The organism is Tateyamaria sp. Alg231-49 (assembly GCF_900143535.1).
GTDB lineage: Bacteria > Pseudomonadota > Alphaproteobacteria > Rhodobacterales > Rhodobacteraceae > Tateyamaria.
The window spans coordinates 82,484-107,913 of sequence record NZ_FRFA01000008.1 but is presented as its reverse complement, the minus strand read 5'-3'; the positions used below and the strand labels follow the sequence as shown (position 1 = coordinate 107,913).

The 25,430-nt window shown below is 57.8% G+C and carries 27 protein-coding genes; 15 read left to right on the top strand and 12 right to left on the bottom strand.

Features of this window, described 5'->3' with window-relative positions; translation table 11 throughout:
- Nucleotides 1-92: 92 nt before the first annotated feature.
- Nucleotides 93-857, top strand: coding sequence for a GNAT family N-acetyltransferase (locus DHN60_RS13940; RefSeq protein WP_108837928.1), 765 nt, complete (start codon nucleotides 93-95; stop codon nucleotides 855-857).
- A 35-nt stretch (nucleotides 858-892) separates the two neighbouring features.
- Entirely contained in the window at nucleotides 893-1,675 is a 783-nt protein-coding gene (locus DHN60_RS13935) for a 1-acyl-sn-glycerol-3-phosphate acyltransferase (protein ID WP_199913677.1), read from the top strand.
- A 205-nt stretch (nucleotides 1,676-1,880) separates the two neighbouring features.
- On the opposite strand, the gene DHN60_RS13930 is transcribed toward DHN60_RS13935, so the two are convergent.
- The gene (locus DHN60_RS13930; protein WP_159089215.1) at nucleotides 1,881-2,540 is read right to left on the bottom strand and encodes a VPLPA-CTERM sorting domain-containing protein; all 660 of its coding nucleotides are present in this window, start codon (nucleotides 2,538-2,540) and stop codon (nucleotides 1,881-1,883) included.
- Between the two features lie 421 nt (nucleotides 2,541-2,961).
- On the opposite strand from DHN60_RS13930, the gene rpsB reads away from it, so the two are divergent.
- The 4 genes from rpsB to pip all read left to right on the top strand — a co-directional run bounded on the left by rpsB (nucleotide 2,962) and on the right by pip (nucleotide 6,668).
- The gene (rpsB, locus tag DHN60_RS13925; protein WP_108838059.1) at nucleotides 2,962-3,798 is read left to right on the top strand and encodes a 30S ribosomal protein S2; all 837 of its coding nucleotides are present in this window, start codon (nucleotides 2,962-2,964) and stop codon (nucleotides 3,796-3,798) included.
- 81 nt (nucleotides 3,799-3,879) lie between these two features.
- On the top strand, nucleotides 3,880-4,755 hold the full coding sequence (tsf, locus tag DHN60_RS13920) for a translation elongation factor Ts (protein WP_108837925.1): 876 nt from the start codon (nucleotides 3,880-3,882) through the stop codon (nucleotides 4,753-4,755).
- A gap of 108 nt (nucleotides 4,756-4,863) precedes the next feature.
- Entirely contained in the window at nucleotides 4,864-5,745 is an 882-nt protein-coding gene (locus tag DHN60_RS13915; RefSeq protein ID WP_159089214.1) for a sulfotransferase domain-containing protein, read from the top strand.
- Nucleotides 5,712-6,668, top strand: a complete 957-nt coding sequence (gene pip / locus DHN60_RS13910; RefSeq protein WP_108837923.1) for a prolyl aminopeptidase — start codon at nucleotides 5,712-5,714, stop codon at nucleotides 6,666-6,668. The genes DHN60_RS13915 and pip overlap by 34 nt, the downstream gene beginning before the upstream one ends.
- Nucleotides 6,669-7,074: 406 nt before the next feature.
- Here the strand turns inward: pip and DHN60_RS13905 are convergent, their stop codons facing one another.
- The 4 genes from DHN60_RS13905 to DHN60_RS13890 form a co-directional block, all read right to left on the bottom strand.
- A complete protein-coding gene (locus DHN60_RS13905; protein WP_108837922.1) occupies nucleotides 7,075-7,695 on the bottom strand; it encodes a histidine phosphatase family protein in 621 nt (206 codons plus the stop codon).
- A gap of 3 nt (nucleotides 7,696-7,698) precedes the next feature.
- Complete coding sequence (locus DHN60_RS13900; RefSeq protein WP_108838058.1) at nucleotides 7,699-8,427, bottom strand: LuxR family transcriptional regulator; 729 nt, start codon at nucleotides 8,425-8,427, stop codon at nucleotides 7,699-7,701.
- 17 nt (nucleotides 8,428-8,444) lie between these two features.
- Nucleotides 8,445-8,888, bottom strand: coding sequence for a type II 3-dehydroquinate dehydratase (gene aroQ, locus DHN60_RS13895; protein WP_108837921.1), 444 nt, complete (start codon nucleotides 8,886-8,888; stop codon nucleotides 8,445-8,447).
- 68 nt (nucleotides 8,889-8,956) lie between these two features.
- Nucleotides 8,957-9,424, bottom strand: a complete 468-nt coding sequence (locus DHN60_RS13890; RefSeq protein ID WP_108837920.1) for a MaoC family dehydratase — start codon at nucleotides 9,422-9,424, stop codon at nucleotides 8,957-8,959.
- A 228-nt stretch (nucleotides 9,425-9,652) separates the two neighbouring features.
- Here DHN60_RS13890 and DHN60_RS13885 point away from each other — a divergent pair, with 228 nt between their 5' ends.
- The 6 genes from DHN60_RS13885 (at nucleotide 9,653) to DHN60_RS13860 (ending at nucleotide 16,010) form a co-directional block, all read left to right on the top strand.
- On the top strand, nucleotides 9,653-10,477 hold the full coding sequence (locus tag DHN60_RS13885) for an SDR family NAD(P)-dependent oxidoreductase (RefSeq protein ID WP_108837919.1): 825 nt from the start codon (nucleotides 9,653-9,655) through the stop codon (nucleotides 10,475-10,477).
- Between the two features lie 135 nt (nucleotides 10,478-10,612).
- Nucleotides 10,613-11,809 (top strand): acetyl-CoA C-acyltransferase, encoded by a 1,197-nt coding sequence (locus DHN60_RS13880; protein WP_108837918.1) that lies wholly within the window; start codon nucleotides 10,613-10,615, stop codon nucleotides 11,807-11,809.
- 88 nt (nucleotides 11,810-11,897) lie between these two features.
- Entirely contained in the window at nucleotides 11,898-12,881 is a 984-nt protein-coding gene (locus tag DHN60_RS13875; RefSeq protein WP_108837917.1) for a nitronate monooxygenase family protein, read from the top strand.
- On the top strand, nucleotides 12,874-13,896 hold the full coding sequence (locus tag DHN60_RS13870; protein WP_108837916.1) for a phosphotransferase family protein: 1,023 nt from the start codon (nucleotides 12,874-12,876) through the stop codon (nucleotides 13,894-13,896). Before DHN60_RS13875 ends, DHN60_RS13870 begins: the two co-directional genes overlap by 8 nt.
- The gene (locus tag DHN60_RS13865) at nucleotides 13,893-15,110 is read left to right on the top strand and encodes a serine hydrolase (RefSeq protein WP_234423642.1); all 1,218 of its coding nucleotides are present in this window, start codon (nucleotides 13,893-13,895) and stop codon (nucleotides 15,108-15,110) included. The genes DHN60_RS13870 and DHN60_RS13865 overlap by 4 nt, the downstream gene beginning before the upstream one ends.
- 30 nt (nucleotides 15,111-15,140) lie before the next feature.
- Nucleotides 15,141-16,010 (top strand): acyl-CoA thioesterase II, encoded by an 870-nt coding sequence (locus tag DHN60_RS13860; RefSeq protein ID WP_108837915.1) that lies wholly within the window; start codon nucleotides 15,141-15,143, stop codon nucleotides 16,008-16,010.
- Between the two features lie 76 nt (nucleotides 16,011-16,086).
- Here DHN60_RS13860 and DHN60_RS13855 read toward each other — a convergent pair whose 3' ends face one another.
- On the bottom strand, nucleotides 16,087-16,851 hold the full coding sequence (locus DHN60_RS13855; protein WP_108837914.1) for an SDR family oxidoreductase: 765 nt from the start codon (nucleotides 16,849-16,851) through the stop codon (nucleotides 16,087-16,089).
- Between the two features lie 128 nt (nucleotides 16,852-16,979).
- Here DHN60_RS13855 and DHN60_RS13850 point away from each other — a divergent pair, with 128 nt between their 5' ends.
- Both DHN60_RS13850 and kynU read left to right on the top strand, forming a co-directional pair.
- Nucleotides 16,980-17,819, top strand: coding sequence for a tryptophan 2,3-dioxygenase (locus tag DHN60_RS13850; RefSeq protein WP_108837913.1), 840 nt, complete (start codon nucleotides 16,980-16,982; stop codon nucleotides 17,817-17,819).
- Between the two features lie 2 nt (nucleotides 17,820-17,821).
- Nucleotides 17,822-19,015, top strand: coding sequence for a kynureninase (gene kynU / locus DHN60_RS13845; RefSeq protein WP_108837912.1), 1,194 nt, complete (start codon nucleotides 17,822-17,824; stop codon nucleotides 19,013-19,015).
- Between the two features lie 34 nt (nucleotides 19,016-19,049).
- Here kynU and DHN60_RS13840 read toward each other — a convergent pair whose 3' ends face one another.
- A complete protein-coding gene (locus DHN60_RS13840) occupies nucleotides 19,050-19,604 on the bottom strand; it encodes a 6-phospho-3-hexuloisomerase (RefSeq protein ID WP_108838056.1) in 555 nt (184 codons plus the stop codon).
- A 455-nt stretch (nucleotides 19,605-20,059) separates the two neighbouring features.
- Here DHN60_RS13840 and DHN60_RS13835 point away from each other — a divergent pair, with 455 nt between their 5' ends.
- Nucleotides 20,060-20,242, top strand: a complete 183-nt coding sequence (locus DHN60_RS13835; RefSeq protein WP_159089213.1) for a hypothetical protein — start codon at nucleotides 20,060-20,062, stop codon at nucleotides 20,240-20,242.
- Between the two features lie 101 nt (nucleotides 20,243-20,343).
- Here the strand turns inward: DHN60_RS13835 and phoB are convergent, their stop codons facing one another.
- The 5 genes from phoB to pstC are packed head-to-tail and all read right to left on the bottom strand — an operon-like array spanning nucleotide 20,344 to nucleotide 25,370.
- The gene (phoB, locus tag DHN60_RS13830) at nucleotides 20,344-21,033 is read right to left on the bottom strand and encodes a phosphate regulon transcriptional regulator PhoB (RefSeq protein WP_108837910.1); all 690 of its coding nucleotides are present in this window, start codon (nucleotides 21,031-21,033) and stop codon (nucleotides 20,344-20,346) included.
- A 13-nt stretch (nucleotides 21,034-21,046) separates the two neighbouring features.
- Nucleotides 21,047-21,748 (bottom strand): phosphate signaling complex protein PhoU, encoded by a 702-nt coding sequence (gene phoU / locus DHN60_RS13825; protein ID WP_108837909.1) that lies wholly within the window; start codon nucleotides 21,746-21,748, stop codon nucleotides 21,047-21,049.
- A 10-nt stretch (nucleotides 21,749-21,758) separates the two neighbouring features.
- Nucleotides 21,759-22,556: a phosphate ABC transporter ATP-binding protein PstB gene (gene pstB, locus DHN60_RS13820; protein ID WP_108837908.1), complete on the bottom strand. Its 798-nt coding sequence runs from the start codon at nucleotides 22,554-22,556 to the stop codon at nucleotides 21,759-21,761.
- A gap of 10 nt (nucleotides 22,557-22,566) precedes the next feature.
- Nucleotides 22,567-23,898, bottom strand: a complete 1,332-nt coding sequence (gene pstA / locus DHN60_RS13815; RefSeq protein WP_108837907.1) for a phosphate ABC transporter permease PstA — start codon at nucleotides 23,896-23,898, stop codon at nucleotides 22,567-22,569.
- Complete coding sequence (gene pstC / locus DHN60_RS13810) at nucleotides 23,898-25,370, bottom strand: phosphate ABC transporter permease subunit PstC (RefSeq protein ID WP_108837906.1); 1,473 nt, start codon at nucleotides 25,368-25,370, stop codon at nucleotides 23,898-23,900. Before pstC ends, pstA begins: the two co-directional genes overlap by 1 nt.
- Between the last annotated feature and the right edge of the window lie 60 nt (nucleotides 25,371-25,430).

Genomic DNA, 25,430 nt, shown 5'->3' with positions numbered 1-25,430 from the left:
CATCCTTTCTGAAAGGTTAACAGAATACAATCTGGGGTCGCAACTGGTGATGGACTTTGCCTTTATGCACGCGCGCAGCTAGAGAACGCGCAATGACATTGACCCATGACCCTGAATTTCGCGTCGCGCTGGCTCGTACCGACGAAGATTTGCGTGCTGCGCAAAGACTGCGCTATGACGTGTTTGTTGAGGAACTTGGCGGGGGGGGACCCTTGGTCGATCACGTCCAGCGCCTTGAGAGGGACCGTTTCGATCCGTTCTTTGACCATTTGATCCTGTATGACGATGCCGCAGGGGCGCGCGTTGCCGGGGTATACCGCATGTTGCCCTGCGAGAAGGCCAAAGAGGCCGGCGCGTTTTACTCAGAGGACGAATACGATCTTGCGCCGTTGAAGGCGACAGGACGGCGATTGCTGGAACTGGGACGATCCTGTGTGCATGTCGATTACCGCGGTGGTCGGGCGATGTTTCACCTTTGGAACGGCCTTGCCGAATATGTCGCTGACCACGACATCGACATTCTGTTTGGCGTGGCTTCTTTTCATGGCACTGATGTCGATGCCTTGGCCGCCCCTTTGTCTTTGCTCCATCACCGCCACCTTGCGCCCGAAACCATGCGGGTGACGGCGCGTGCGCCACATGCTGCCAACATGAGCCTCATTGCACCGGAGCAGATTGATCGGCGTTCGGCGATGGTACAGATGCCTGCGTTGATCAAGGCGTATTTACGGTTGGGCGGCGTGGTGGGTGAGGGGGCCTATATCGACCACAGTTTCAACACCACCGATGTGTGCCTGATCATGGACACAAGCGCGATGTCAGAGCGTCAGCGTCGCATCTACGGGGTAACGACGTGAGCGTGACATGGGAGGGCGATGAACCTCCGGGGCCCATGTCCATTAGTATTTTGGGCTGGGTGCGTGTTATTCTGCGCGGTCTGGCCATCCTTGGGACCGTCATCCTAGGGCTCGCCATCCTTCTTCCTTTGCGTTTGATCGAACGCCCGATCCACGGCATGTTTCGCCCCTGGACGCCGTATATCACGCGGATTGTCTGCCGATTGTCATTGGTCTGGATGGGTCTGGGATACGAACGGCGCGGGACCCCGATACATGGTGCAGGTGCCATTGTCGCCAACCATTCCAGCTGGCTGGATATCTTCACGCTTAACGCGGGCGACCGCGTGTATTTTGTGTCAAAATCTGAAGTGGCAGGCTGGCCGGGCATTGGTTTTCTGGCCCGTGCGACCGGCACCGTGTTCATTGCCCGCGACCGCAAAGAGGCACGTGCACAAACGGAGCTGTTCAAAACCCGGTTGATGGCCGGCCAAAGGCTGTTGTTCTTTCCCGAAGGGACCAGCACGGATGGCTGGCGCGTGTTGCCTTTCAAGTCGACCCTGTTCGAGGCGTTTTTTGCGGATGGTCTACGTGACGTATTGTCGGTGCAACCTGTGTCCGTGACCTATCACGCGCCCGACGGGGGCGAGCCGCGCACCTATGGGTGGTGGGGAGAGATGGAGTTTGGGCCGCACTTGCTCCATACGCTGGCACTGCCGCGACAAGGGCGTGTTGTTGTGGTCTATCACGATCCGATCCGCGTGGCCGAAACTGTGGATCGAAAGGCGCTGGCGGCAGCCTGTGAAGCAGCCGTGCGTGGTGGGCACGAACTGGTCTGAATCCTGAGAATTGGCGGGATTATCGCAGGGTCATGAGTTTATCAAAGTTTATCATGAGCCGGATATATTAACGAAATACGTTGCGTGTGGGGCGGTTACTCAGTTCTGGCGACGCACAGCACAGAAGGTGGAAAACCTGCGCACCGCTGGTGCACAGGTTGTGTGATTTCATTGACCTAAAAGTTAGGCGCTTTGGTTGGGCGGCTCACACCTTCTTTCGGCGACGGCCCAACACAAACAATCCACCAAATGCCAGCAGCGCCATTGGCATGGCCGCAGGCAGAGGAACGGGCACCAATACCGTCAACTCATTGATCCGGATGCCGCTGCCATCGAGGTGGGTGAAGGTAAAAGTACTACCCTCGAGATTCATGTCGGAAAACGACACTATTGTATTGCTTCTTTCAGGAGCCATCGTCCGGAAATACGAAAGATCGTCGGAACCATCGACAGATATTGAGAAAGTCTCAATGCCACGACGGTGCTCAAATATAAGGCTGCTGAGCAGTGTAACACTTTTCGAGAACGAGAACGTCAGGGTTTCGAATGCCGTGCCATTTGAGCCAAGCCGGTTGCGGTCCGGGTTGCCAGTCACACCAAGTCCGTTGCCATTGCGGTGGATGTTCCCGCCGACACTGGTCACTTCGACGGTAATATCATCTACAGAATAGGTTTCTGTTGCTCCAAGGTTCGCGCGCGAACCAGTCAGATTCAGGGTCGTCGCCGCACTTGCAGCGCTCGCCATTAAGCCGACACTAAGAACAGCAGCGGTTGTCTGTTTTGTCAGTCGTTCAATAAGCACTTTATACCTCACGATCAGCAGCCTTGTGGCCGCCATAAGCAGCGTTGAGGTGAGTCTTCTCATACAAGTTTGGCGAGAATTTGATCTAAGATGTCTTAGTTGCAATTTTCCAGTAAAGGCGAATGTCTAAAATTAACCTATTAAAATCAATAATTTAATAGAAATTCTTGCATTGGAAGGCCAATACTATTTCACACAGTGCCCCAATGCTGCCTTGAATCAGGCGCGGTTTTCACCGGGTTGCCGAACAGTGACGCAATCAGAACAATGAATCTCTGCTACTATAGTCGCTCATGCGATATTCGGTTCATCTCCATGATCCTCGCGCAAAAGCCCTTGCTATCGTGCGCACATTCCCCTATGCGACGCGCATTCAATCCGCAGGCGGGGCTCGGGCCGATGGGGGAGACATCCTCAAAAGTCCACCGGTTGGTGCACATGCACTGATACCCCGCCAAGGCGAAAACCGGAAAAGGAAATGCACATGGCTCTTCCCGAGTTCACCATGCGCCAGCTGCTTGAGGCAGGCGTACACTTTGGTCACCAGACACAGCGCTGGAACCCCCGCATGGGCCCGTTCATCTACGGCGCACGCAACGGCATCCACATCATGGACCTGACGCAGACTGTTCCAATGCTGGATCAGGCTTTGCAAGCCATCCGCGACACCGTCGCCAAGGGCGGTCGCGTTCTGTTCGTGGGCACCAAGCGTCAGGCGGCACAGCCGATCGCCGAAGCCGCAGAGAAATGCGCACAGTATTATATGAACCACCGCTGGCTCGGTGGCACGCTCACCAATTGGCAGACCGTTTCCAAATCCATCCAGCGCCTGAAGTCCATCGACGAGCAGGCTGAGATTGGTTTTGAAGGCCTGACCAAGAAAGAACGTCTGGGCATGGAACGTGACCAGGGCAAGCTTCAGGCTTCGCTTGGCGGTATCCGCGAAATGGGCGGTCGTCCTGACCTGATCTTTGTCATCGACGTGAAAAAAGAAGCGCTGGCCGTGGCCGAAGCCAACAAGCTGGGCATCCCAGTTGTGGCTGTGGTTGACACCAACTGCTCGCCCGATGGTGTAGACTATATCATCCCTGGCAACGATGACGCAGCACGCGCCATCTCGCTGTACTGCGATCTGGCATCACGCGCCGCACTTGACGGCATGACCGCACAGATGGGCGCCGCTGGCGTTGATCTGGGCGCGATGGAAGAAGCACCCGTGGAAGAGGCTGTCGCCGAGGCACCTGCCGAAGAGGTTGTTGCAGAAGCACCCGCTGAAGCGGCTGCAGAAGCTCCTGCCGAGGAAACGCCTGCTGCCAGCTAAGGCCCGCGCGTCACGAACCTGACATATGCGGCGGTGTAGGCACCGCCGCACTGACATTCCTATTTTGAGGAGAGCCAAGAGATGGCAATCACAGCAGCAATGGTCAAAGAACTGCGCGATTCGACGGGCGCAGGCATGATGGACGCCAAGAAGGCGTTGACTGAAACCGAAGGCAACATGGACGAAGCCGTTGATTGGCTGCGCACCAAAGGTTTGGCCAAGGCGGCCAAGAAATCCGGGCGCACCGCCGCTGAGGGTCTGGTTGCCGTACACGTTGAAGGTGGCAAAGGTATCGCCATCGAAGTGAACTCGGAAACCGACTTTGTCGGCAAAAACGCTGAGTTTCAGGAAATGGTCGGCAAGATCGCTTATGCCGCAATGGGTGTGGGCGATGTCGATGGTCTGCGTGCCGCAGATATCGGCGGCAAGACAGTCGAGGCCCTGATCACCGATAAGATCGCGACTATTGGCGAAAACATGGCCCTGCGTCGCATGGCGTCGCTTGAGGGCGAAAAAGTTGTGTCTTACGTCCACAATGCCGCCACGCATGGCATGGGCAAAATCGGCGTTCTGGTTGCAATGACCGGTGGCGATGAGGCGTTTGGCAAGCAGGTTGCGATGCACATCGCGGCTGTGAACCCTGCATCCCTGTCCGAAGCGGATCTGGATGCGGCTGTCGTCGAGAAAGAAAAGCAGGTCCAGATGGACATCGCCCGCGAAAGCGGCAAGCCCGAAGCGGTCATCGAAAAGATGATCATCGGCCGGATGAAGAAGTACATGTCCGAAGTGACATTGCTGAACCAGTCCTTTGTGGTGAACCCTGATCTGACCGTGGCCAAAGCCGCCGAAGAAGCAGGCGCAACCATCACTGGTTTTGCCCGTCTCGAAGTCGGCGAAGGCATCGAAGTGGAAAAAGAAGACTTTGCCGCAGAAGTTGCGAAAGTTGGCCAGTCGTAAAACTGACAACAAGTCATTGAGAATTGAGGGGCGCAGCGATGCGCCCCTTTTTTGTTGCGCAGGCCGCGGGGTAGGGGTCTAGTTATCCTTATTTGAAGGATGCCAATTATGACCGACCGCAAGCTTTATCTGGGCGCGCTCACTGACAACCGCCGCTGGGACAAGGTCAACATCCGCCCCGACGACGTGTTTGTCGTCACGCCCCCAAAATGCGGCACCACATGGATGCAGACCATCGTTGCCTTGCTGCTCTCTGGCGATCCCGAGATGGAAACCGAACTGTCCGTCAAAATGCCGTGGGTTGATATCCGCATTCGCGAGATGGAAGAAGTCGCCGAGCGACTCGAGGCGCAGACGCAGCGCCGGTCGATGAAAAGCCACACGCCCATGGATGGGTTACCGTTGCATGATCAGGCGCAGTACCTGTGCGTGTTGCGACACCCGCTGGATGCGCATTTTTCCTTCCGCAAGCATGCCCGCAACATTCCGATGAACTGGTTTGATCACTGGTATCCCGAGGATGACAGCGATGGCACGACAATCCGCCGTTTTCTGGATGGCGGGGCAGAGGGGTGGGATTTGGATGCGATGCCGCTGGCCACGATCTTGCACCACTACAAGACGGCCCGTGATCTGGCAAAGCGCCCGAACGTCACCCTGTTCCACTATGCGGACATGAGCCGTGATCTGCCGGGCACGTTCGCCCGTGTTGCGTCGTTGCTCGACATTTCCCATTCAGACGCGGTTATGGACGACCTGATCGCGGCGGCCACTTTTGACAATATGAAAGCACAGGCCGAACGCTATGCCCCGTCGGGAGGCAAAGGGTTTATGAAATCGGACAGCGAATTCTTTCACAGCGGAACCAGCAACAAATGGGTCGGAGTGTTGAGCGATGCGCATCTGGCGGCCTATGACGCGGCGATGGACGCACATCTGAGTGCAGAAGACCGGGCATGGCTCGAGTACGGATCAGCAAGACAGCCATAGGGGCGCATCACATGCTGGATGTCAGCGGCGGTCACCGCCTGCACATCGAACAGGCGGGGCAGGGGGTGGACGCCCTTGTGCTGCATGGCGGACCGGGATCAGGATGTCGCCCTGGGCATTATGAACTTTTCGATCTTGACCGCTACCGCGTCACGCTGATGGACCAGCGCGGATGCGGGCGCAGCAGGCCTTTGGCATCGGAAACGCTCGTGGCACTTGATCACAACACCACCTCCGATCTAATTGCGGACATCGAGGCTGTGCGCATCCACTATGGGGTTGAAGCATGGGTGCTGTTTGGTGGCTCGTGGGGGTCAACCCTTGCGATGGCTTACGCGCAAGCGCACCCCGAGAAGGTGAAGGCCATGGTGCTGGCCGGCGTTGCGACCACAGCGGCGCGCGATCTTCAGTGGCTTTATGGGGATGTCGGCGCGATGTTCCCGGAGGCCTATGCGGACTTCTGTGCGCATTTGCCTGAGATTGATCCCGATGCACGCCACACTGCCGAACGGGTGGCAGCATATCACGCAGCCCTGCGCGACCCGAGCCGTGCGCAAGCGGCGGCAGATGCGTGGTGCGCGTGGGAAACCGGAATTTTTGGCGGAACGATCCATGATCCGGGGTCGCGTATGGCCGACCCTGCCTTTCGGCTTGGGTTCGCGCGGATCGTTACGCACTATTTTACGCATGGGGGCTGGTTGGAGGATGATGCGATACTGCGCCGGGTGGACCGCATGGCGCAAATTTCCTGCCAGATGATCCACAGCAGGTTTGATCCGTCCTGTCCGCTTAGGGGGCCATGGGAATTGGCCCAGGTCTGGCCACAGGCGCATTTGGAGATACTGGGTGGCACAACCCATTCAGCACTGGACGAAGAGATGCGCACGCGCATTCGCGCGGCCACCGATGCTTTGATTGTGTGAAGAGAAGGTGGGCGGGGTCTCACTTTGGGACGACACCCCGCCCTTATCTGCGGACCTGAGAGCCACGGGGATGAGACATCAGGCGCTTGATAATCCGACCCACCTGCGGATCAATACGCAGGTGAGCCGGGTCCGGTTAGACCGGTCGGAAATGAGGGCCTCTGAAATCCCAGAGGATCCTTCCCGTTGCTCCCTGGCTAAAGCCACCACTCACGGAACTTCTGTAGAATGCTCTTTAACGAACGATTCACAAAGTCTGGGATTCCTTACCTAAGGGTCAAAAATTACTTTTGACGTCGCGGTGAACGAAATTTCATGACTTTAATACCTCAATGCGTGTTGATTGGGCCTAAAATTCTACCTTTGAGGGAGGATTTCGTGAAGCTGTTTGCGCAAATAACGATTTTCACTGGCCTGTAACAGAATCGCTAACGAGTGATTCTATTGGTCGCCATCCGCCGAAAGGTACGCCCGTTACGCGGTCAAAGGTTATATAATTGCCCCCGCCGCCTAGGCCCTGATCATGCGCCCGGCTGATGGGGAAACCCGCACGGGCGCAATACAATAGAGTGCCAACGGCGCCGTGCCCGACAATCAGTATGTCGCCTTTGGGGGCTGTGGCTGTCATGTCGGCAATTGAGGTCGTGATCCGGGTTTGAGCATCCAGTGCGCGTTCCCACCCTTTGACGGATGTTTCCGGATTCGCAAAGAACGCATCGGCCAGCGCCTCAAATTCGGGGCCGGGCAGGTAGCCTGTCGCACTGCGATCGTTTTCGTAGCTATCTGGTGCCAAGCTGAGCGGACACCCCAGCGCGTCCGCCAAGGGACGCGCGGTTTCAAGCGCCTTGCGTTCGGGGCTGGAAAAAACGGATTTGGTGCCCGCCAATGCGCCGTTGCCCACCGTCACGCAAAGGGTAGCGACCCGTGCACTGCCCTCGTCGTTAAGCCCCCAGTCAGGCACCGGAACGTCCGGGTCGATCAAGACTTGCGGATGGCTCAGATAGCGCAGAACGGATCTACGCGACACTGTTCAGGCTTCGAGAATGAACATCTGGTTTGCAAAGGCAGCCTTGAGCACGGCTTGGGCCGTCGTCTCAACAGCCAAGGCTTCGCGCGCGAGGCGCAAATGTTTTTCGACCGTGGCCGAGGTCAGCCCCATGATAATGGCAATATCTTGCATAGTTTTGCCATCCCCGACCCATTCAAGCGCTTCGCGCTGGCGTTTGGTAAGCGAGCGATTGGGGGCCGTGTAGGGCAAAGTAAGAATCTTTAGGTGGGCTACATTGTTCAGAAGATGAATGTCCGCGCCGTGTTCTTTCCAGACTGCATCGATTTCCGCCTGGCTGATCCCCTGGCGCGCTGTCAGCGCAATCGCGCCTTTTGAACGGGCCGAGACCGATTTAAAGCTGATGGTGTAACCGGCGGTCACGCCCATGGAATAGTTGAATTCCAGAACGCGCTGCTCAGCCGGGGTGAGGGTATGGCTCTCCAGCATCTGGGCGAGGATTCCCCAGCTGCACGCGCCTTCATTTGCCAGAGCCCAATTTACCATTGGCGCATGGACATAGTGCTGTTCGCCCATAAACACGTCCGCATAGGACCGGTCGTGGTTGGTGAGGATGATAAAGTCTTCGGGGTCGCCCAGCGAATTCCCTGACCGGTAGCGTGTAAAGCCGTAGATCAGCCGATCAAACCCATACTCGGCCATTTTGCGGGTGTGCAATTCCCACAGTTCTTCAATGGTCTGGCAGTTTGACATGCGGTGCAGAAATGATTTCACGTCGTCACCCCCAGATGGCCAAACAATGCGTCCAGGGCCAGAGTATACCCCGGCGCGCCAAAGCCGCAAATCATACCGATTACCACAGGCGCGATCATGCTCTTGTGCCGAAAAGGTTCGCGGGCGTGGATGTTGGACAGGTGCAACTCAACCACGGGCATCTGGGTGCCTGCGATGGCGTCGTGCAACGCGATAGAGGTGTGTGTATAGGCGCCCGCATTCAGCAACACGCCTTCAAAAGTGCCGCGGGCCGCATGGATTGCGTCCACCAACGCACCTTCGTGGTTGGATTGGCGGCAGGTAACGTGATGCCCATGGGCCTCGCCATGTGCCACGCACATCGCCTCAACATCGGCGAGCGTGGTGTGCCCGTAAATCTCGGGCTGGCGCAGCCCCAACAGGTTGAGGTTGGGACCATTGAGAACAAGTATGGCAGACATGGAAAATACCTTTGTAGTGCCATGGTGTTAGCGGCAATGTTGGGGTTCTGTCTAGTGTCGCCTTTGCCTCAATGGTCAAAGATCAGCAAGCCAAGCCATTCTGCAACAAGCGCGGGCGTGTCTTGCCCGTCGATTTCGATGTGCAGCGTTGACGTGCGCAGCAACTCTTTCGACTTGCGAATTTTGACGTCTGTCAGGGTAAATCGTCCCCGCAAACGGTTGCCGGGACGCACGGGCGACAGGAACCTCAGCTTGTCAAAACCATAATTGATACCCATGACCTGTCCTGGCAGATCCTCGAAACAGTCATAGGCAAAGCGGCTCGCAAGGCTGAGCGTCAGAAAACCATGTGCGATGGTGCCGCCAAAGGGTGTCTCGCGCGCTGCACGGTCTGAATCGAGATGGATCCACTGGTCGTCATGGGTGGTGGCGGCAAATTGGTCGATCATAGCCTGATCCACAGTGATCCAGTTGGACAGGCCAACCTCGTGACCCAATTGAGCGGACAGATACTCGTGCGCGGCAGCAATGCTCATTGGACGCTGCGCAAACTTTTGCGAGGGCGCGAGGCCGAAAGGGTGGGCGCATTGTGGGGTTTCAAAGTTTCACTCCGATCAAAAGTCTGGCCAGAATACCCCTGATCGCCGGTTGCGCCAGCCCAAAGGCGCGCACAATATGACGTAACGGCAAGGGTGCACTCCACGTGCCTTTACAGGCAGGCTTGCAAGAAGCTGTGGGCGCAAGTCGATAAAAGGAGGTGAGGAATGGACCCCAATACATTGTTTTCATTAGAGGGTAAGGTTGCCCTTGTAACCGGTGGCGCCTCTGGCATTGGGCGGATGGCGGCCACTGGCCTGATGATGGCAGGCGCGCGCGTTATGATCGCCAGCCGCAAAGGGGACGCCTGTGTCGCCGTCGCCGAAGAGCTGAATGCTATGGATGCGCCGGGCAGTGTCGAGGGGTTTGCAGGCGATGTCGGCTCCGAGGAGGGCATCGCAGCCCTTGTCAAAGAGGTAGAGGCGCGCTCGGATACGCTCAACATCCTGATGAACAACTCAGGTGTGACATGGGGCGCGCCAATGGGTCAGTTCCCGCATGCCGCATGGGAAAAGGTTATGAATGTGAATGTGGCGGGGCTGTTTCACCTCACGCAATCGCTGCTGCCCATCCTGATCAAATCCGCCACCGCCGAAGATCCCGCGCGCGTGGTCAATGTCGGTTCTGTTATGGGCGAAGCTGCGCTTGGTGACGGGGCATATTCCTATGCAGCGTCCAAAGCGGCCGTGCTTCACATGACCAAGATCATGGCCAAGGAGTTGGCACCGCATCACATCACGGTCAATGCGCTGGCCCCGGGCCCATTCGTCAGCAAAATGACGGCCTTTGCGACCGCTGACGAAGGAACGCGCGCCAAGGTGGGTGATGATGTGCCCTTGGGCCGTGTGGGCCGGGACGAAGACATTGCAGGTTGCATGCAGTTCCTGTGCGGGATGGGAGGCGCCTATCTGACAGGTGCAGTGTTGCCTGTTTCGGGTGGCATTCAGGTGATGAGCGGGCCGAACCTGTTTCGCGCCGCCCTTGGGGGGTAGGCCGACCCCAACACGAAAAAAGAGAGGGCTGGACGCGTGCTCGATGTGACCGCACACTTCTTTTGACCAGAAGTACCACGGGGTCCGGGGCAGCGCCCCGGTCCTGTCTCACAAAACACAAAGGACGTTACACAAATGCGCGACGCCGTCATCGTTTCAACCGCCCGTACGCCGATTGGCAAAGCCTATCGTGGCGCGTTTAACGCCACACCGCCGCAAACGCTGGCGGGTCATGCCATTCAATCGGCTGTCTCTCGCGCTGGCATTGAAGGGGCCGAAGTACAGGACGTTGTTCTGGGGTCCGCACTGCAACAGGGTCATCAGGCCAGCAACATCGCACGGCAGGCAGCCATCCGCGCGGGCCTGCCGGTCAGCGTCGCGGGCATGAGCGTCGATCGGCAGTGCGCCAGCGGGATGATGGCAATTGCCGCGGCCAGCAAGCAGGTCGTCCACGACGGTATGGACATTGTGGTGGGCGGCGGCGTCGAATCCGTGTCGATGGTGCAAACACCAGAGATGCGCGCACATGCGGATCCATGGCTTAAGGCGCACAAGCCAGAACTTTACATGAGCATGTTGGAAACTGCTGAAACCGTCGCTGCACGCTATGGCGTCAGCCGCGAAGCACAGGATCGGTATGCTGTGCAATCTCAGGCCCGAACGGCAGCGGCGCAGGACGCCCGCAAGTTCGACGACGAGATTGTCCCGCTGACCACCACTATGAAATTTCAGGATCGTGAGACAGGCGCCATATCCGAACATGAGGTGACGCTGGACAAGGACGAAGGCAACCGGCCCGGTACGGCCTATGAGACGGTCGCTGGCCTCAAACCTGTGTTCAAGGATGGGATTCACATCAAGGAAGGCGGTTTTATCACCGCAGGGAATGCCTCGCAGCTCAGCGATGGAGCATCCGCTGCAGTGGTGATGGAGGCGTCGCTGGCCGAAAAGAAGGGCCTTGAACCTTTGGGCCGCTGCGTCGGCGCGTGGGCCGCAGGATGCGAGCCGGATGAGATGGGCATTGGTCCGGTCTTTGCCGTTCCACCGCTATTGGCGGCCCATGGGCTGGGGATGGACGATATCGGTTTGTGGGAGCTGAACGAGGCCTTTGCGGTACAGGTGATCTACAGCCGTGATCGCCTTGGCATCCCGGACGAGTTGCTTAACGTCAATGGTGGCGCGATCTCCATTGGTCACCCATACGGCATGTCTGGTGCCCGGATGGTCGGGCATGCCCTGATCGAAGGCAAACGGCGCGGTGTGCGATATGTCGTCTGCACCATGTGCGTCGGCGGGGGCATGGGCGCGGCTGGCCTGTTCGAGGTGCTGTGAGCATGGTCGGGTTTGCAAAGTCCGGAGACGCCGGTCGGGATTTCTTGGAAACAGAGAAATCGGGATGGTTCCGTCGGGGAGGAAGGTCATGAGCACATTGCCTGCCGCATTGCAGGGGCTTCGCATTCCAATGATTGCGGCGCCCTTGTTTATCATTTCCGTCCCAGAACTGGTGATTGCCCAGTGCAAGGCCGGAATTGTCGGATCGTTCCCAGCGCTAAATGCGCGCGAGGGTAAGGGTGAGCCGCCATTGCTCGAGGCATGGTTAACCCAGATCAGCGAGGCGCTGGACCGACACAATCAGGACAATCCGAATCGCCCCGCGGCACCTTTTGCCGTCAATCAGATTGTGCATCGGTCAAATACACGCCTTGAGCGTGATCTGGAGATTTGCGCGCGCCACAAGGTGCCGATTTGGATCACCTCGCTGGGCGCGCGTGTCGAGGTGAACGAAGCTGCACATTCCTGCGGAGGCGTCGTGTTGCACGATGTGATCAACAACACCTTTGCGCGCAAGGCCATCGCCAAGGGCGCCGACGGGTTGGTCGCTGTGGCGGCTGGTGCGGGGGGGCATGCGGGTCAACAATCGCCCTTCGCCTTGATCTCAGAAATTCGGACGTGGTTTGACGGTCCCCTGGCCCTGTCAGGTGCCATTGCAACAGGGGACGCGCTTTTGGCCGCGCGCGCCATGGGGGCCGATTTTGGCTATGTCGGATCTCCCTTTATCGCCACGGATGAGGCCAACGCACAGAGTGATTACAAGCGAATGATCGTGGAGAGTGGGGCAGAAGACATAGTCTATTCCTCCCTGTTTACAGGGGTTTGGGGCAACTACTTGCGCGGATCTGTTAAGAATGCGGGCATGGACCCGGATAACCTGCCAGAGGCGGATGCGAGCGCGATGAATTTCGCAGATGGATCGTCCAAACCCAAGGCGTGGAAGACGATCTGGGGCTCGGGTCAGGGGATCGGTGCAATCAAGTCTGTCGGCCCGGCTGGTGCAATTGTGGACCGGATGGCGGCAGAATACGCGGCGGCACAGGCACGGTTGGCGGGGGGAACAAATGGCTGATACGCAGACACTCGATACAAATGCTGTCAGCACCTATCTGCGCGATCACTTGCCCGGTTTTGACGCGCCGATTGAAGCGATCAAGTTCGAAAGCGGTCAGTCCAATCCGACCTTTCTGTTGAAAACTCACGCGGGCAATTATGTGCTGCGGCGAAAGCCGCCCGGACAACTGCTGAAATCAGCCCATGCGGTGGACCGCGAATTTCGCGTACAACGTGCGCTGAAGGGCAGCGCGGTACCTGTGGCCGATGTGCATGTGCTGTGTGAAGACGCCAGCGTCATTGGATCAGATTTTTACGTGATGGATCACGTGGCCGGGCGGAACTTTGACGAGCCTTTGATGGACGGCGCCACTGAGGCTGAGCGTGGAGCCGTGATCGACGACATGAACCGGGTGCTTGCGGCGCTGCACGACGTGGATATCGACGCTGTGGGTCTGTCGGATTACGGGCCTCCCGGAAACTATCTTGAGAGGCAGGTGGCGCGCTGGTCCAAGCAATATGTGGCGACGCAAACGCAAGAACTGCCGGACATGGACAGGTTGATGGCGCGTCTTGCGGCCGAAATGCCTGCTGATGATGGTCAGCGCACGCTGGTGCATGGCGATTACCGCATCGACAACATGATATTTGAGGCGGATGGTACGCGCTGTCTGGCGGTGCTGGACTGGGAATTGAGCACGATCGGGCATCCCTTTGCAGACCTCGCGTCTGTCATCATGCAATGGCAACTGCCGCCCGGTCTGCAAGGAAGGGGCCTGATGGGCGTGGATCGCGCCGCTTTGGGTCTGCCGACGGATGCGGAATTCGTGGCGGCCTATTGCGAGCGGCGCAACCTGCCGCCGATAGACGATTTTGGGTACTACCTTGGCTTTTGCTTTTTCCGCATGGCGTCGATCATTCAAGGCGTGTTGCGCCGCGCGCTGGATGGCAATGCCTCCAACCCAGCCAAGGGGCGTCAGCTGGGCGCGCTGGTCCCGGTCTTTGCCGAAAACGGATTAAAGGCGCTGAAATGAGCGAAACGCGGATGACTTTGGATGCTGTACGGCTCGAGCGCATTCGCGATTGGGCGGACACCTACATCGCGGCGCGCCGTTTTGCCGGCATGTCGGTGTTGATCCTGCAAGAGGGGCAGGAGGTGTTCTTTGATGCCCGTGGAGTGCGCGATGTTGAGGACGGGTTGCCTTTTGCCCGCGATACGGTCGCACGCATCTATTCGATGACCAAACCCATAACGTCGCTCGCCCTTATGACCTTGGTTGAGGAAGGGCGGTTGCATCTGGACGCGCCAGTGTCGCGGTTTTTGCCAGAGTTTTCCGACCCGCACGCGCTGATCCCGCATGCGTCTGATCTTGGTCAAACAGAACCATGCCCGACACCAACATTGCACCAGATTCTGACCCACCGGTCAGGCCTCAGCTATGCGTTCAATCCGGGCCTTGTGCCGCAGCAGATGGCAGCGCGCGACCTGACCTTTGCACCGCGCGCAGGCACGCTTGCACAGACCTGTGAGCAGCTGGCTCAGTTGCCGTTGGCCTTCGCGCCGGGCGCGCGTTGGGAATACTCGGTCGGGATCGATGTGATTGGGCGCGTGATTGAAGTGGTCACCGGTCAGTCGCTGGCCGAGGTTTTTCAAACCCGGATATTTGACCCGCTGGGCATGGCCGAGACTGGTTTTGCCGTCGCGAAAAGTCAGCAAGACCGGTTTGCATCGCTTTACACTCCGCTGGCAGGTGACGCGATGGACCTGAATTCCGCTGTGACGGGGGATGAGAGTTTGCGCCTTGTGGATGATGCAGATAACTCACCATTTTTGAACCCGACCTGCCTGAGCGGCGGCGGCGGGCTCGTTGGCACCATCGATGACTATGCCCGCTTTGCCGAAGCGATGCGGAAGGGCGGGCAGGGGATTGTGTCGCGTGCAACGGCCGCATTCATGATGCAGAACCACCTGCCGGGCGACATCGCGAGCTTTGGGCCGTCCAGTTTTGCTGAGCAGCTTATGCGGGGTGTTGGATTTGGTATCGGCGGTGCCGTGGTGCTGGATGCGGCACGCAGTGGAGTGCCCGGTTCGGTGGGTGATTTCAGTTGGGGCGGCATGGCCTCAACTTTTTTCTGGATCGATCCGGTGCATGCCCTCACGACAGTGCTGTTTACCCAGCTCAGCCCGTCCTCGGCCACGCCTGCGCGGGCCGAGTTGAAGGCGCTGGTGCATGGAGCGCTGATGTGACAGGCAGGGCCCAGTGATGGAGAAATCTAGATGAGCGAAGCCCACGAGACACTGCTAAACCTGCTGCAAGTTGAACCGCTTGAGGTTGATCTGTTTCGCGGCACCGGGCAGGGGGGCGAGACGCCCACGCGCATCTTTGGCGGTCAGGTGATCGGGCAGGCACTGGCTGCGGCCTATCAAACGGTCGAAGAACGGCTGTGCCATTCGCTCCACGCCTATTTCATTCGACCGGGCGATCCCAAGACCCCCGTGATCTATCAAGTCGACCGCGCACGGGACGGGGGCAGTTTCACCACCCGCCGTGTCGTTGCGATCCAGAAGGGGCGGCAGATCCTGAACATGTCCGCCTCGTTCCAGGTCGGCGAAGAAGGATGGAGCCATCAGCACGCCATGCCGCAGGTCGAAGGACCCGAAGAACTGGCGGACCGCGAAACCCTGCGGGCCACTGTTGCGGATCGTATACCGGAAAAGTACCACGCCGAGTTCCTACGCCCGCGCCCCATCGATATCCGCGAAGTGGCACCGCGCGACTTTTTCACACCCGAACCTGCAGATGACGTGAACCACCTGTGGTTCCGGATGGCCGCTGCAAAAGGGATCAGCCCTGCATTGCAGCACTGCCTTCTGGCCTATGCTTCGGACATGAACTTGCTTGGTTCATCCCTGCGACCGCATGGGCAGACTTGGTTCACCGGGCAGGTGATGTCGGCAAGCCTTGATCACGCGATCTGGTTTCATGGGCCAGCGCAGTTTTCTGACTGGCACCTCTACACCATGGAAAGTCCATGGTCTGGAGGCGGGCGTGGCTTTAATCGGGGCATGATCTACAACCGAGATGGAACGCTGATCGCATCCGTTGCCCAAGAGGGGCTGATCCGCCCCATCAAAGCCAAAAGTTAAGCGCGCCTTTTCAACCGCACCCCATCTTCTCTGATTAAAAAAATCCCGGGGTCTGGGGCAGAGCCCCAGCCAACTCCTAGTTCGAATAAACGCGGTTCAGCTTGCGCATCCCGCCGATCCATCGGTCATAGTCCGCTGCCTTGTGGCGCATGTAATCCAACACGCCGGGGTGGGGCAGCACCAGAAATGTCTCGGCGCGGATGGCCTCGACGCAGGCGTCAGCGATCTGGTTTGGTTCCAACAGCCCGTCAATTGCAGCGACGCCATCCTCGAACCCTTCGATCATTGCTGTACGCACCGCCTGAGGGCACAGTACCGACACCTTAATCCCGTCATCCCCGTGGGTCATGGCCAACCATTCGGCCAGACCGACGGCGGCGTGTTTGGTGACCCCATAAGGCGCCGCCCCAATCTGGTTCAGCAAGCCGGCTGCAGAGGCCGTGTTCAACAAATACCCACCACCTCGCGCCACCATACGGGGCACCACATGCCGCGCGGCCCAGACATGGGCCATCACATTGACGTCCCACAACCGCTGCCAGTCGTCATCCGCAGCCTCGGCCCCGCCGGGTGCATACACGCCTGCATTTGAGCAAAACAGATCAATGGGGCCAATCCGGTCTTCGACGTCTTCGATCATACTGGCAATTTCATCTTCATGCGAAACATCGACTGTGAATGAAAAGCCATTGATTTCATTTGTTACTGAGGCCAATGCACTTGCATCCCTGTCGACACACACGATGGCCTTGGCGCCTTGCGCGGCAAAGGTGGTGCACAAGGCGCGTCCTATGCCGTTGGCAGCACCCGTCACCACGATTGTCTTGTCTCTCAACTCCATGCCCGTTCCCCGAATTGTGCAGGCGCAGTCTATCGTCGCAAAAGGTGCGGGCAACGGGTATGTGGTCATTCAAACCTTTCAGTACCCTCGTGCCGTGTCCCGGTATGCCCGTAAACAAGAGGACAATCATGACTGATCAAGCTTACGATCCTGAACGCGATGGTGCCAAAATGCACTTCAAAGACGCGATGTCCTATGGGGATTACCTGCAACTTGACGGATTGCTAGAAAAACAACACCCGATCAGCACCGCTCATGATGAACTACTGTTCATCATCCAGCACCAGACATCAGAGTTGTGGATGAAACTGGCCATTCACGAAATGGGCGCAGCGCGGGACGCTCTGATTTCTGGTGACATGAGCCACATGTTCAAAATGCTGGCACGGGTGTCGCGCATCTTTGAACAACTCAACAGCGCATGGGATGTGCTGCGCACAATGACGCCGGCGGATTACACAACCTTTCGCGAAGCTTTGGGACCGTCTTCAGGCTTTCAGTCGCATCAGTACCGGATGATCGAATATATCCTTGGCAATCGTAACCCCAACATGCTCAAACCGCATGCCCATGTGCCTGCCTATCATGACCTTCTGGCGGCGGAACTGGCGCGGCCCAGCCTTTATGACGAGGTTGTGCGGCATCTGTTCGTGACAATTGACGGTCCGGGGGCAGGGGGGCCGCCCATACAGCTCGACACGCCGCACACAGCGAACCCAGACATTCAGGCCAAATGGAAGCTGGTCTATGAAAACGTGGACACGTATTGGACCTTGTATGAATTGGGGGAAAAGCTGGTGGATCTTGAGGATTACTTCCGCCGCTGGCGGTTCAACCACGTGACCACAGTGGAACGGATCATCGGGTTCAAGCGCGGGACAGGGGGCACATCGGGTGTGTCCTACTTGCGCCGTATGCTCGAAGTCGAACTGTTCCCCGAACTGTGGCACTTAAGAGGAGAGTTGTGAAAATGGGCGTATCGCTGCCAAGAAAAGAGATGTTCGATATCCCTGAGGGGGTCATCTACCTTGACGGAAACTCATTGGGGGTTCTGCCCAAAGGGGCCGTTGAACGGGCCAGTTCGGTCATAAGAGACGAGTGGGGCGGCCAGTTGATCAAGGCGTGGAACACCGCAGGTTGGATGGCGTTGCCAAGCGAAGTTGGAGACACGATTGCCGGGCTGATCGGCGCGCCGGAGGGGTCGGTTGCCACAGGTGATACACTTTCGATCAAAGTCTATCAGGCGCTTGCCGCCGCTCTCAAAATGCGCCCTGACCGGCGTGTAATCCTGTCTGACAGCGGCAACTTTCCCAGCGATCTTTACATGGCCGAAGGGCTGATCAAAACCATCGACAAGGGTTATGAGCTCCAAACACCTGCGCCCGAGGACGTGTTGGAGGCAATCTCGGACGAGGTGGCCGTGGTGATGTTGACGCAAGTCGACTACCGGACGGGTCGCATGCACGACATGGACGCGATCACCGCTGCCGCGCATGCCGCTGGAGCCGTGATGATTTGGGATCTGGCGCATAGTGCAGGTGCGGTGCCGGTGGATGTTGCTGGCTGCAACGCGGAATTCGCTGTCGGCTGTACCTACAAATACCTCAATGGCGGGCCGGGCGCGCCTGCGTTCATCTATGCGCGTCCTGACATCACGCTTGGCCTCGAGCCGGCTCTTTCCGGCTGGTTGGGCCATGCCGCGCCATTTGCGATGGAGCAGGCCTATCGACCTGCTATGTCAACCGAACGGCTGCGGGTGGGCACACCGTCGGTGGTGCAACTGTCGATTCTGCAAGAGGCGCTGAAAGTGTGGGAGGGGGTTGATATGGCCGACTTGCGCGCCGCAACCGTCGCACTGTCAGAAACGTTCATTGCAGAGGTCGAGGCGCGCTGCCCGACGCTGAGCCTTGCCTCACCGCGCGATGCAAACATTCGCGGCTCTCAGGTGTCCTTCGCCTTTGAGCACGGCTATCCCGCGATGCAGGCGTTGATTGAACGTGGCGTGATCGGAGATTTTCGCGCGCCCAACATCATGCGATTTGGCTTTACGCCGCTTTATCTGGAAGAGGCCGAGATCATCCGGGCCGCGGAGATTGTCGAAGAGGTGATCAACACCGAAGTCTGGCGCGAGCCAAAGTATCAGGTGAAGTCGCGCGTCACGTGAGAACAATACAAACTGGCGGGCAGGGCGCGGCACACTATTCCATATTCGTGTGGCGCGCTCTGGTCGCTTCGGCTGAAGTGCCCAGGATCGATTTTGTGTCTGCAACGATCCATTCACACAAAAAGAACAACGCGCCCTCGTAAGCTGACCCCATGGGCAGAATGTCATCTTCTGCTGTTTGGCCGTCATTTGCCATGGTTTGCGCTTGCAACGTGAGAACAAGGTCAACTTCATGCGCACCTGACGTGTCGCTTTGTGCGGTGAGCAGAACAACGGATGCGCCTGCTGATTTGGCTGTCTTGATGTGGGCATTCACCGTCGCCAAACCACCCGGACCAGACGAGACAATCAAAAGTCCGCCGTGCGTAAGAGCAGGCATCGTTGTTTCGCCAACATAGCCAACGTTGAGACCGAGGTGAAACAGACGCATGGCAAGCCCGCGCATCTGATATCCTTCGCGACCGCACCCATAGACGCCAATCGTACTGGCGGCTGCAATCATGCGACATGCTGCGTCCACGGAAGCCCGGTCCACAGAGCCAAGCACGGTTTCAACATTCTTCAGGGCGAAGGACAGTCGCTCATTCATTTTGGTTTCCTGTTGTTGTGGTGCTTGCTGAAACACTCAACCGTGTCTTAGCAGATTTTGCACGCAAACCTTTGCTTGAGGATGCGCCGCTGTGAACGCTGTTGTGGATAGCGATAGGGCGTTCAATGCGCGTTGACGCGCAGAGAGACGCTTTGGTGTCCTGACGCCCTGCCAGAGTGTATCCTTAAAACTTATAATCCACATTATGTGAGTTTTTGAAATGGGTCGCGCACCATAGCGGACAGTCAATTAGCGGGTGCTGGCACAGAGCTTAAGCGAAAGCGCACACAACATCTCTGCCCCTTGGGACAAGTTTGAGCATGCCGTATTGGCTTCTTCAAACATCGCTGCGTTTTGCTTGGGTGCTGCACAGGCTTATGCCACGGAAGCATCCGTGGATTACATGTCCTGCGGTACCTTTTGATATCGTTGCCAATTCTTAACTGATGTTTGCCATGGCTGACTCTATGGTTCCCAGTTCGGTTACCGTGTCGGGTTTTCTCATCGAACCTGCATCAACGCAGCGCTTGGCGGTTTTCAACATGCGCGACGAACAAACAGCATGCTGCGCCTTACTCATTGCTCAAGCGACAGTGATGGCACCTGGACAGGCGGCGTTTGTTATGAACCTTAGGTAAGGCGGAATAGGCTGTCACCACCTTGATGATGGATATCATGAAGGCAAAATGTAATTATAACAGTGTATTATGTGGCAAGGTGAATGTGTCTGTGGCGCGCCCTACCCCAATGCATACCCGGCACCACGCACCGTCCGCACGGGATTGCCGCCACCATGTTGTGTCAACGCTTTTCGCAGTCGGCCGATATGCACATCGACTGTCCTCGTGTCGACGTAAATGTCGCGGCCCCATACCCGGTCCAGCAATTGTTCGCGGCTCCAGACCCGGCCCGGTTTTTCCATGAACGTGCTGAGCAAGCGGAATTCGGTTGGGCCAAGCTTTAACTCATCCGGCCCGCGCGTGACCTTGTGGGTTTCTGCATCCAAAATTATGTCATCAAATTCAAGTCTTTGGCCCATAGTAGACGGGCGGACTCGGCGCAGCTGGCTGCGCACACGAGCCATCAACTCGAGGACTGAATAGGGTTTGACCACATAGTCATCTGCGCCTGTTTCCAGCCCCCGTACCCTGTCCACCTCTTCTGCACGTGCCGAGAGCATGATGACGGGTATAGAGCGCGTCTCAGGCTTGATTTTGATGCGGCGGCAGATTTCGATGCCGGACAGGTTTGGCATCATCCAGTCCAAAACAATGATGTCTGGTGCGTCCTCGTCGATCAGCAACAGCGCCTCTTCCCCGTTTTGTGCTTGGCTTACGGCAAAGCCTTCGGCCTCTAGGTTATAGGCCAGCACTTCGCGCTGTGCCGGTTCATCCTCTACGATCAGGACACGGGGTTGAGCAGCGGACATGTGCTAAGTCTCCTTAGGCCCGCAAGGACGTCTTGTCGCCCTTGCTGCGCGCTTCGTCAGGGATCGCTCCGGTAACGAGGTAGACAACCTGTTCGGCGATCGAGGTCACGTGATCGCCCATGCGTTCGATATTCTTCGCAATGAAATGCAGGTGCATGCATGCGGTGATGTTGCGCGGGTCTTCCATCATGAAGGTGAGGAATTCGCGGAATAGCGCGTTATACATCTGGTCCACGTCGATGTCGCGGTCGATCACGTCTTGCGCCAATTCAGCGTCGCGGGACACATAGGCGTCCAGTGCGTCCTTGAGCATCCGCTCAACCTCTTTGGCCATGCGACGCAAGGCGCTTGCGCTGTCGTCAACCGGTGCGAGTTGCGACAAGACGCTGGTGCGCTTGGCGAGGTTTTTTGCATAATCCCCAATGCGTTCAAGGTTGGCGCTCACCTTGATGACTGACAGCACAAGACGCAAATCAATCGCAGTGGGCGCGCGCAGTGCGATCACGCGAGCTGCTTCTTCATTAATACCTTCCTCGAGGGCGTCGATAGCCTTGTCGGCCCGGCGCACGGCCTCTGCGCGCTCTTCGTCGCGGGTTTCAAGGCTGATCGCAGCCTCCAGAATAGCGTTTTCGACAAGCCCGCCCATTTTCATGATCTGGGCCTGAATCGCTTCAAGATCGCGGTCAAAGGCCGATGCGATATGTTGATCGTTCATTTGGAACTCCTTAGCCGATGCGGCCAGTGATGTAGCTTTCAGTGCGTGGATCGACGGGATTGGTAAAAATGGTACCGGTCTCGCCGTATTCGACCAGATGGCCGAGATGGAAGAACGCTGTCTTTTGGCTGACCCGCGCGGCCTGCTGCATCGAGTGCGTGACGATGACGACCGAGTAGTTCTTGCGCAATTCGTCAATCAATTCCTCGACTTGCGCAGTGGCGATTGGGTCAAGAGCCGAGCAAGGTTCGTCCATCAGCAGAACTTCGGGTTCTGTGGCGACAGCCCGCGCGATGCACAGGCGTTGCTGTTGCCCGCCAGACAAACCTGTGCCGGGGGCATGCAGGCGGTCTTTGACCTCATCCCAGATTGCTCCGCGACGCAGCGACTTTTCAACGATGTCGTCCAGATCAGCCTTGGACCTGGCAAGGCCGTGAATGCGAGGGCCATAGGCGACGTTGTCGTAGATGGATTTGGGGAACGGGTTCGGCTTTTGAAACACCATGCCCACTTTGGCGCGCAACTGTACCGGGTCGACCTTGGGATCATAGATGTCTTCGGAGTCGATCCGAATGTCGCCCTTGACTCGACACACATCAATTGTGTCGTTCATCCGATTGATACAACGCAGAAAAGTTGATTTTCCGCAACCAGACGGACCAATGAAGGCCGTGACAGTCTTGTCGTCGATGTCGACGCTGACATCCTTGATCGCGTGGTTGTCGCCGTAAAAGACCTGTACGTCCCTGGCCGCGATTTTGACCTCGTTTGTGTCCACGTCTCTCTCCACAATTCTCATGTCGTTCATGTCTTTGCCCCTACCAGCGGCGTTCAAAACGGCGTCGCAAGATCACGGCAATTGCATTCATCGTAATCAGGAATAGCAGGAGGATGATGATACCGCCCCATGCTTTCTCGTAAAATCCGGGATCCGCGCGGCTCGCCCAAGTGTAAATTTGGGCGGGCATGGCCGAGTTGGCGTCGGTAAAGCCCGACAGGAACCCTTCGGGGTATTCGCGCGCCACAAAGCCGACCATGCCAATCAGCAGCAGCGGGGCCGTTTCACCGAGCGCCTGTGCAAGTCCGATGATTGTCCCGGTCAGGATACCCGGCATCGCCAAGGGCAGCACATGGTGGAACACCGATTGCATCTTGGAGGCCCCTACCCCCAAAGCCGCATCGCGGATCGATGGCGGCACAGCGGCCAGCGAGGCGCGTGTTGAGATGATGATTGTGGGCAGCGTCATTAGTGTCAGCACAAGGCCACCGACCAGTGGTGCGGACTGAGGCAAGCCCGCGAACTGGATAAAGACGGCCAGACCAAGGATACCAAACACGATAGAAGGCACCGCCGCGAGGTTGGAAATGTTCACCTCTATAAGGTCAGTCCAGCGGTTCTTGGGTGCAAATTCCTCAAGGTATATCGATGCCGCAACCCCAATGGGCAGCGACAGGAACAGCACCACCAGCATCATAAAGAAGGACCCGATCACTGACGCGCCAAGGCCGGCACCGCCGGGGTTGTCCACGCCAGAATCCGTGCCAGTGATAAAGTTCCAGTTGAAGGCGCCGTGGATGATCCCGGCTTCTTCCAGCGCATCCACCAGATCAAGGTCAGAGGCCATCAGAAACCGGCTGTCCACGATATTTTCCCGCGTCACGCGGCCGTTGAAATAGCCGTCCACGCGAGACGATGCGGCCAGTTCGAAGGAAACCGGCGTGCCGACTCGATCCGGGTTTTCAAGGAAATAGCTGCGGATTGTACCACCCGGCTTGCCCACGATCCGTTCGATGGCCTTGTTGTCAAAGGCGACTTCAAGCCCGCTTTCTTCAAGTTGGCTTTGCAGCGCATTCACAAAAATCTTTTGATACTCGCCCGTCTTGAGCATCTTGCTCTCGGCTTCTTCGAACTGCTCTTGGGTGAGCACGAATTCGATATCCATCACCGTCTGTGTAAAGGCGGGAATGCCCGAGCGCAGGATCGAGGCGAACAAGAACACCAGAAACAGCAGGCCCACGGCAATGGCCGCAACACCGTACATCCGAAACCGCGTTTCGGCAGCGTTGCGCTTGCGGGTGCGTGCATCCAGAACGGACAGGCTCGATCTCTTGGGCTTGGCTGGGGCGGGTGTCATACTTGCGTCAGTCATCAGTCGTACTGCTCCCGGTATTTGCGCACGATATAAAGGGCAAAGACGTTGAGCCCGAGCGTCAGGACAAAGAGGGTCATGCCAAGCGCGAAGGCCACCAGCGCCTCTGGAGAGGCAAAGTCGGCGTCGCCAGTCAGCTGGCTCACGATCTTGGCGGTGATGGTTGTCATCGCTTCAAACGGGTTCAGCGACAGGCGGGCCGCGGCCCCTGCCCCCAGCACAACGATCATCGTCTCGCCAATGGCGCGGCTGGCCGCCAGCAGGATCGCACCCACGATGCCCGGCAGGGCCGCGGGTAAGATCACCTGACGGATCGTCTCGGATTGTGTGGCACCGAGCCCATAAGACCCATCGCGCATGGCTTGGGGCACCGCGTTGATGATGTCGTCAGACAGCGAAGACACAAAAGGGATCAGCATAATCCCCATCACAAGGCCCGCCGTCATCACCGCCGTGCCGCCCTGCATCCAGCCGACAGTGTCCTTGCCGAACATCGACACCAAAAGTGGACCAACAGTGAGCAGAGCAAACAGCCCGTAAACAATTGTCGGGATGCCGGCGAGGATTTCGATCAGTGGCTTGGCGATGCCACGCACGCGCGGGCTTGCATATTCAGAGAGATAAATGGCTGAGAACAGGCCGATGGGCACGGCCACCAGCAGCGCAATGATGGAGATATAGAACGTGCCCCACAAAAGCGGCAGCACCCCAAGGTCAGACGCCCCGCCCCTTCCAGAAAAACTGGGCGCCCATTTCGTGCCAAAGAAAAAGTCGGCAGCCGGATACAGTCGGAAGAACTCGATCGTATTAAACAGCAAAGCAAACAGGATGCCGATGGTTGTCAGGACCGCGATTGAAGCGGCGCAAATCAACAACGCCAAAATTCCGCGTTCCACTGTGTTGCGTGCCCTGAAATTCGCGTCGGAACGGGATACGGCCCATCCTGCGCCACCCAGGGCGATAACCAGCACAACGACCGTCATAATCAAAGACCCGGTCGCGTTCAGAGTACGGTAAAGCTGCGCGCCGCCCAACACCTCGGCGCTGACGTCTGATCCAAGGGCGACGCCGACTTGGCCAAGGCTTTCACGCACATCAGTTGTTTTACTGCTGATCGCTGCGGCCTCGTCACGTGTCATTGCCCCTTGGGCCACAGCGACGTCCAGACCGCCCGCCACGCGGCGCACATCGCTCATCACAAGGCCGATGGAACTGCCCTCAGTTACGACACCGTCGGGCAATGTCGCCAGAACCCGGGAATTGACAAAAAATGGCTGCGCCAAAAGCCAGACGATCAGAACGGCCGCCGCTGGCACGACGGCCCACATCGCAACGTGAGATCCGTAGTAGATTGGCAGGGAATGGAGATCACGGCTGTCACCGCCTGCGCTTTGTAGTGCGCGGCTGCGCCCTGTGACAAAGCCAACGGCAGCAATGGCGAGAATGATCAAGACGAGCCATGTAAACGGCATGTCGGCTCCAATCGTCGTAGTCAGGTGGCAGAGTGCCCGGCAGATGGGCGGGGTGTTTGT

Bases quoted from the DNA above. Each gene is read 5' to 3' on its own strand.
- pstB (WP_108837908.1), bottom strand. From the start codon at position 22,556: ATGAACGACATGAGAATTGTGGAGAGAGACGTGGACACAAACGAGGTC.
- DHN60_RS13930 (WP_159089215.1), bottom strand. From the start codon at position 2,540: ATGAGAAGACTCACCTCAACGCTGCTTATGGCGGCCACAAGGCTGCTG.
- phoU (WP_108837909.1), bottom strand. From the start codon at position 21,748: ATGAACGATCAACATATCGCATCGGCCTTTGACCGCGATCTTGAAGCG.
- kynU (WP_108837912.1), top strand. From the start codon at position 17,822: ATGGGCGTATCGCTGCCAAGAAAAGAGATGTTCGATATCCCTGAGGGG.
- DHN60_RS13915 (WP_159089214.1), top strand. From the start codon at position 4,864: ATGACCGACCGCAAGCTTTATCTGGGCGCGCTCACTGACAACCGCCGC.
- DHN60_RS13865 (WP_234423642.1), top strand. From the start codon at position 13,893: ATGAGCGAAACGCGGATGACTTTGGATGCTGTACGGCTCGAGCGCATT.
- DHN60_RS13900 (WP_108838058.1), bottom strand. From the start codon at position 8,427: ATGTCAAACTGCCAGACCATTGAAGAACTGTGGGAATTGCACACCCGC.
- rpsB (WP_108838059.1), top strand. From the start codon at position 2,962: ATGGCTCTTCCCGAGTTCACCATGCGCCAGCTGCTTGAGGCAGGCGTA.
- aroQ (WP_108837921.1), bottom strand. From the start codon at position 8,888: ATGTCTGCCATACTTGTTCTCAATGGTCCCAACCTCAACCTGTTGGGG.
- DHN60_RS13850 (WP_108837913.1), top strand. From the start codon at position 16,980: ATGACTGATCAAGCTTACGATCCTGAACGCGATGGTGCCAAAATGCAC.
- DHN60_RS13870 (WP_108837916.1), top strand. From the start codon at position 12,874: ATGGCTGATACGCAGACACTCGATACAAATGCTGTCAGCACCTATCTG.
- pstA (WP_108837907.1), bottom strand. From the start codon at position 23,898: ATGACTGACGCAAGTATGACACCCGCCCCAGCCAAGCCCAAGAGATCG.
- DHN60_RS13840 (WP_108838056.1), bottom strand. From the start codon at position 19,604: ATGAATGAGCGACTGTCCTTCGCCCTGAAGAATGTTGAAACCGTGCTT.
- DHN60_RS13935 (WP_199913677.1), top strand. From the start codon at position 893: ATGTCCATTAGTATTTTGGGCTGGGTGCGTGTTATTCTGCGCGGTCTG.
- pstC (WP_108837906.1), bottom strand. From the start codon at position 25,370: ATGCCGTTTACATGGCTCGTCTTGATCATTCTCGCCATTGCTGCCGTT.
- pip (WP_108837923.1), top strand. From the start codon at position 5,712: ATGGCTCGAGTACGGATCAGCAAGACAGCCATAGGGGCGCATCACATG.
- DHN60_RS13860 (WP_108837915.1), top strand. From the start codon at position 15,141: ATGAGCGAAGCCCACGAGACACTGCTAAACCTGCTGCAAGTTGAACCG.
- DHN60_RS13855 (WP_108837914.1), bottom strand. From the start codon at position 16,851: ATGGAGTTGAGAGACAAGACAATCGTGGTGACGGGTGCTGCCAACGGC.
- phoB (WP_108837910.1), bottom strand. From the start codon at position 21,033: ATGTCCGCTGCTCAACCCCGTGTCCTGATCGTAGAGGATGAACCGGCA.
- DHN60_RS13835 (WP_159089213.1), top strand. From the start codon at position 20,060: ATGGCTGACTCTATGGTTCCCAGTTCGGTTACCGTGTCGGGTTTTCTC.
- tsf (WP_108837925.1), top strand. From the start codon at position 3,880: ATGGCAATCACAGCAGCAATGGTCAAAGAACTGCGCGATTCGACGGGC.
- DHN60_RS13875 (WP_108837917.1), top strand. From the start codon at position 11,898: ATGAGCACATTGCCTGCCGCATTGCAGGGGCTTCGCATTCCAATGATT.
- DHN60_RS13880 (WP_108837918.1), top strand. From the start codon at position 10,613: ATGCGCGACGCCGTCATCGTTTCAACCGCCCGTACGCCGATTGGCAAA.
- DHN60_RS13885 (WP_108837919.1), top strand. From the start codon at position 9,653: ATGGACCCCAATACATTGTTTTCATTAGAGGGTAAGGTTGCCCTTGTA.
- DHN60_RS13940 (WP_108837928.1), top strand. From the start codon at position 93: ATGACATTGACCCATGACCCTGAATTTCGCGTCGCGCTGGCTCGTACC.
- DHN60_RS13890 (WP_108837920.1), bottom strand. From the start codon at position 9,424: ATGAGCATTGCTGCCGCGCACGAGTATCTGTCCGCTCAATTGGGTCAC.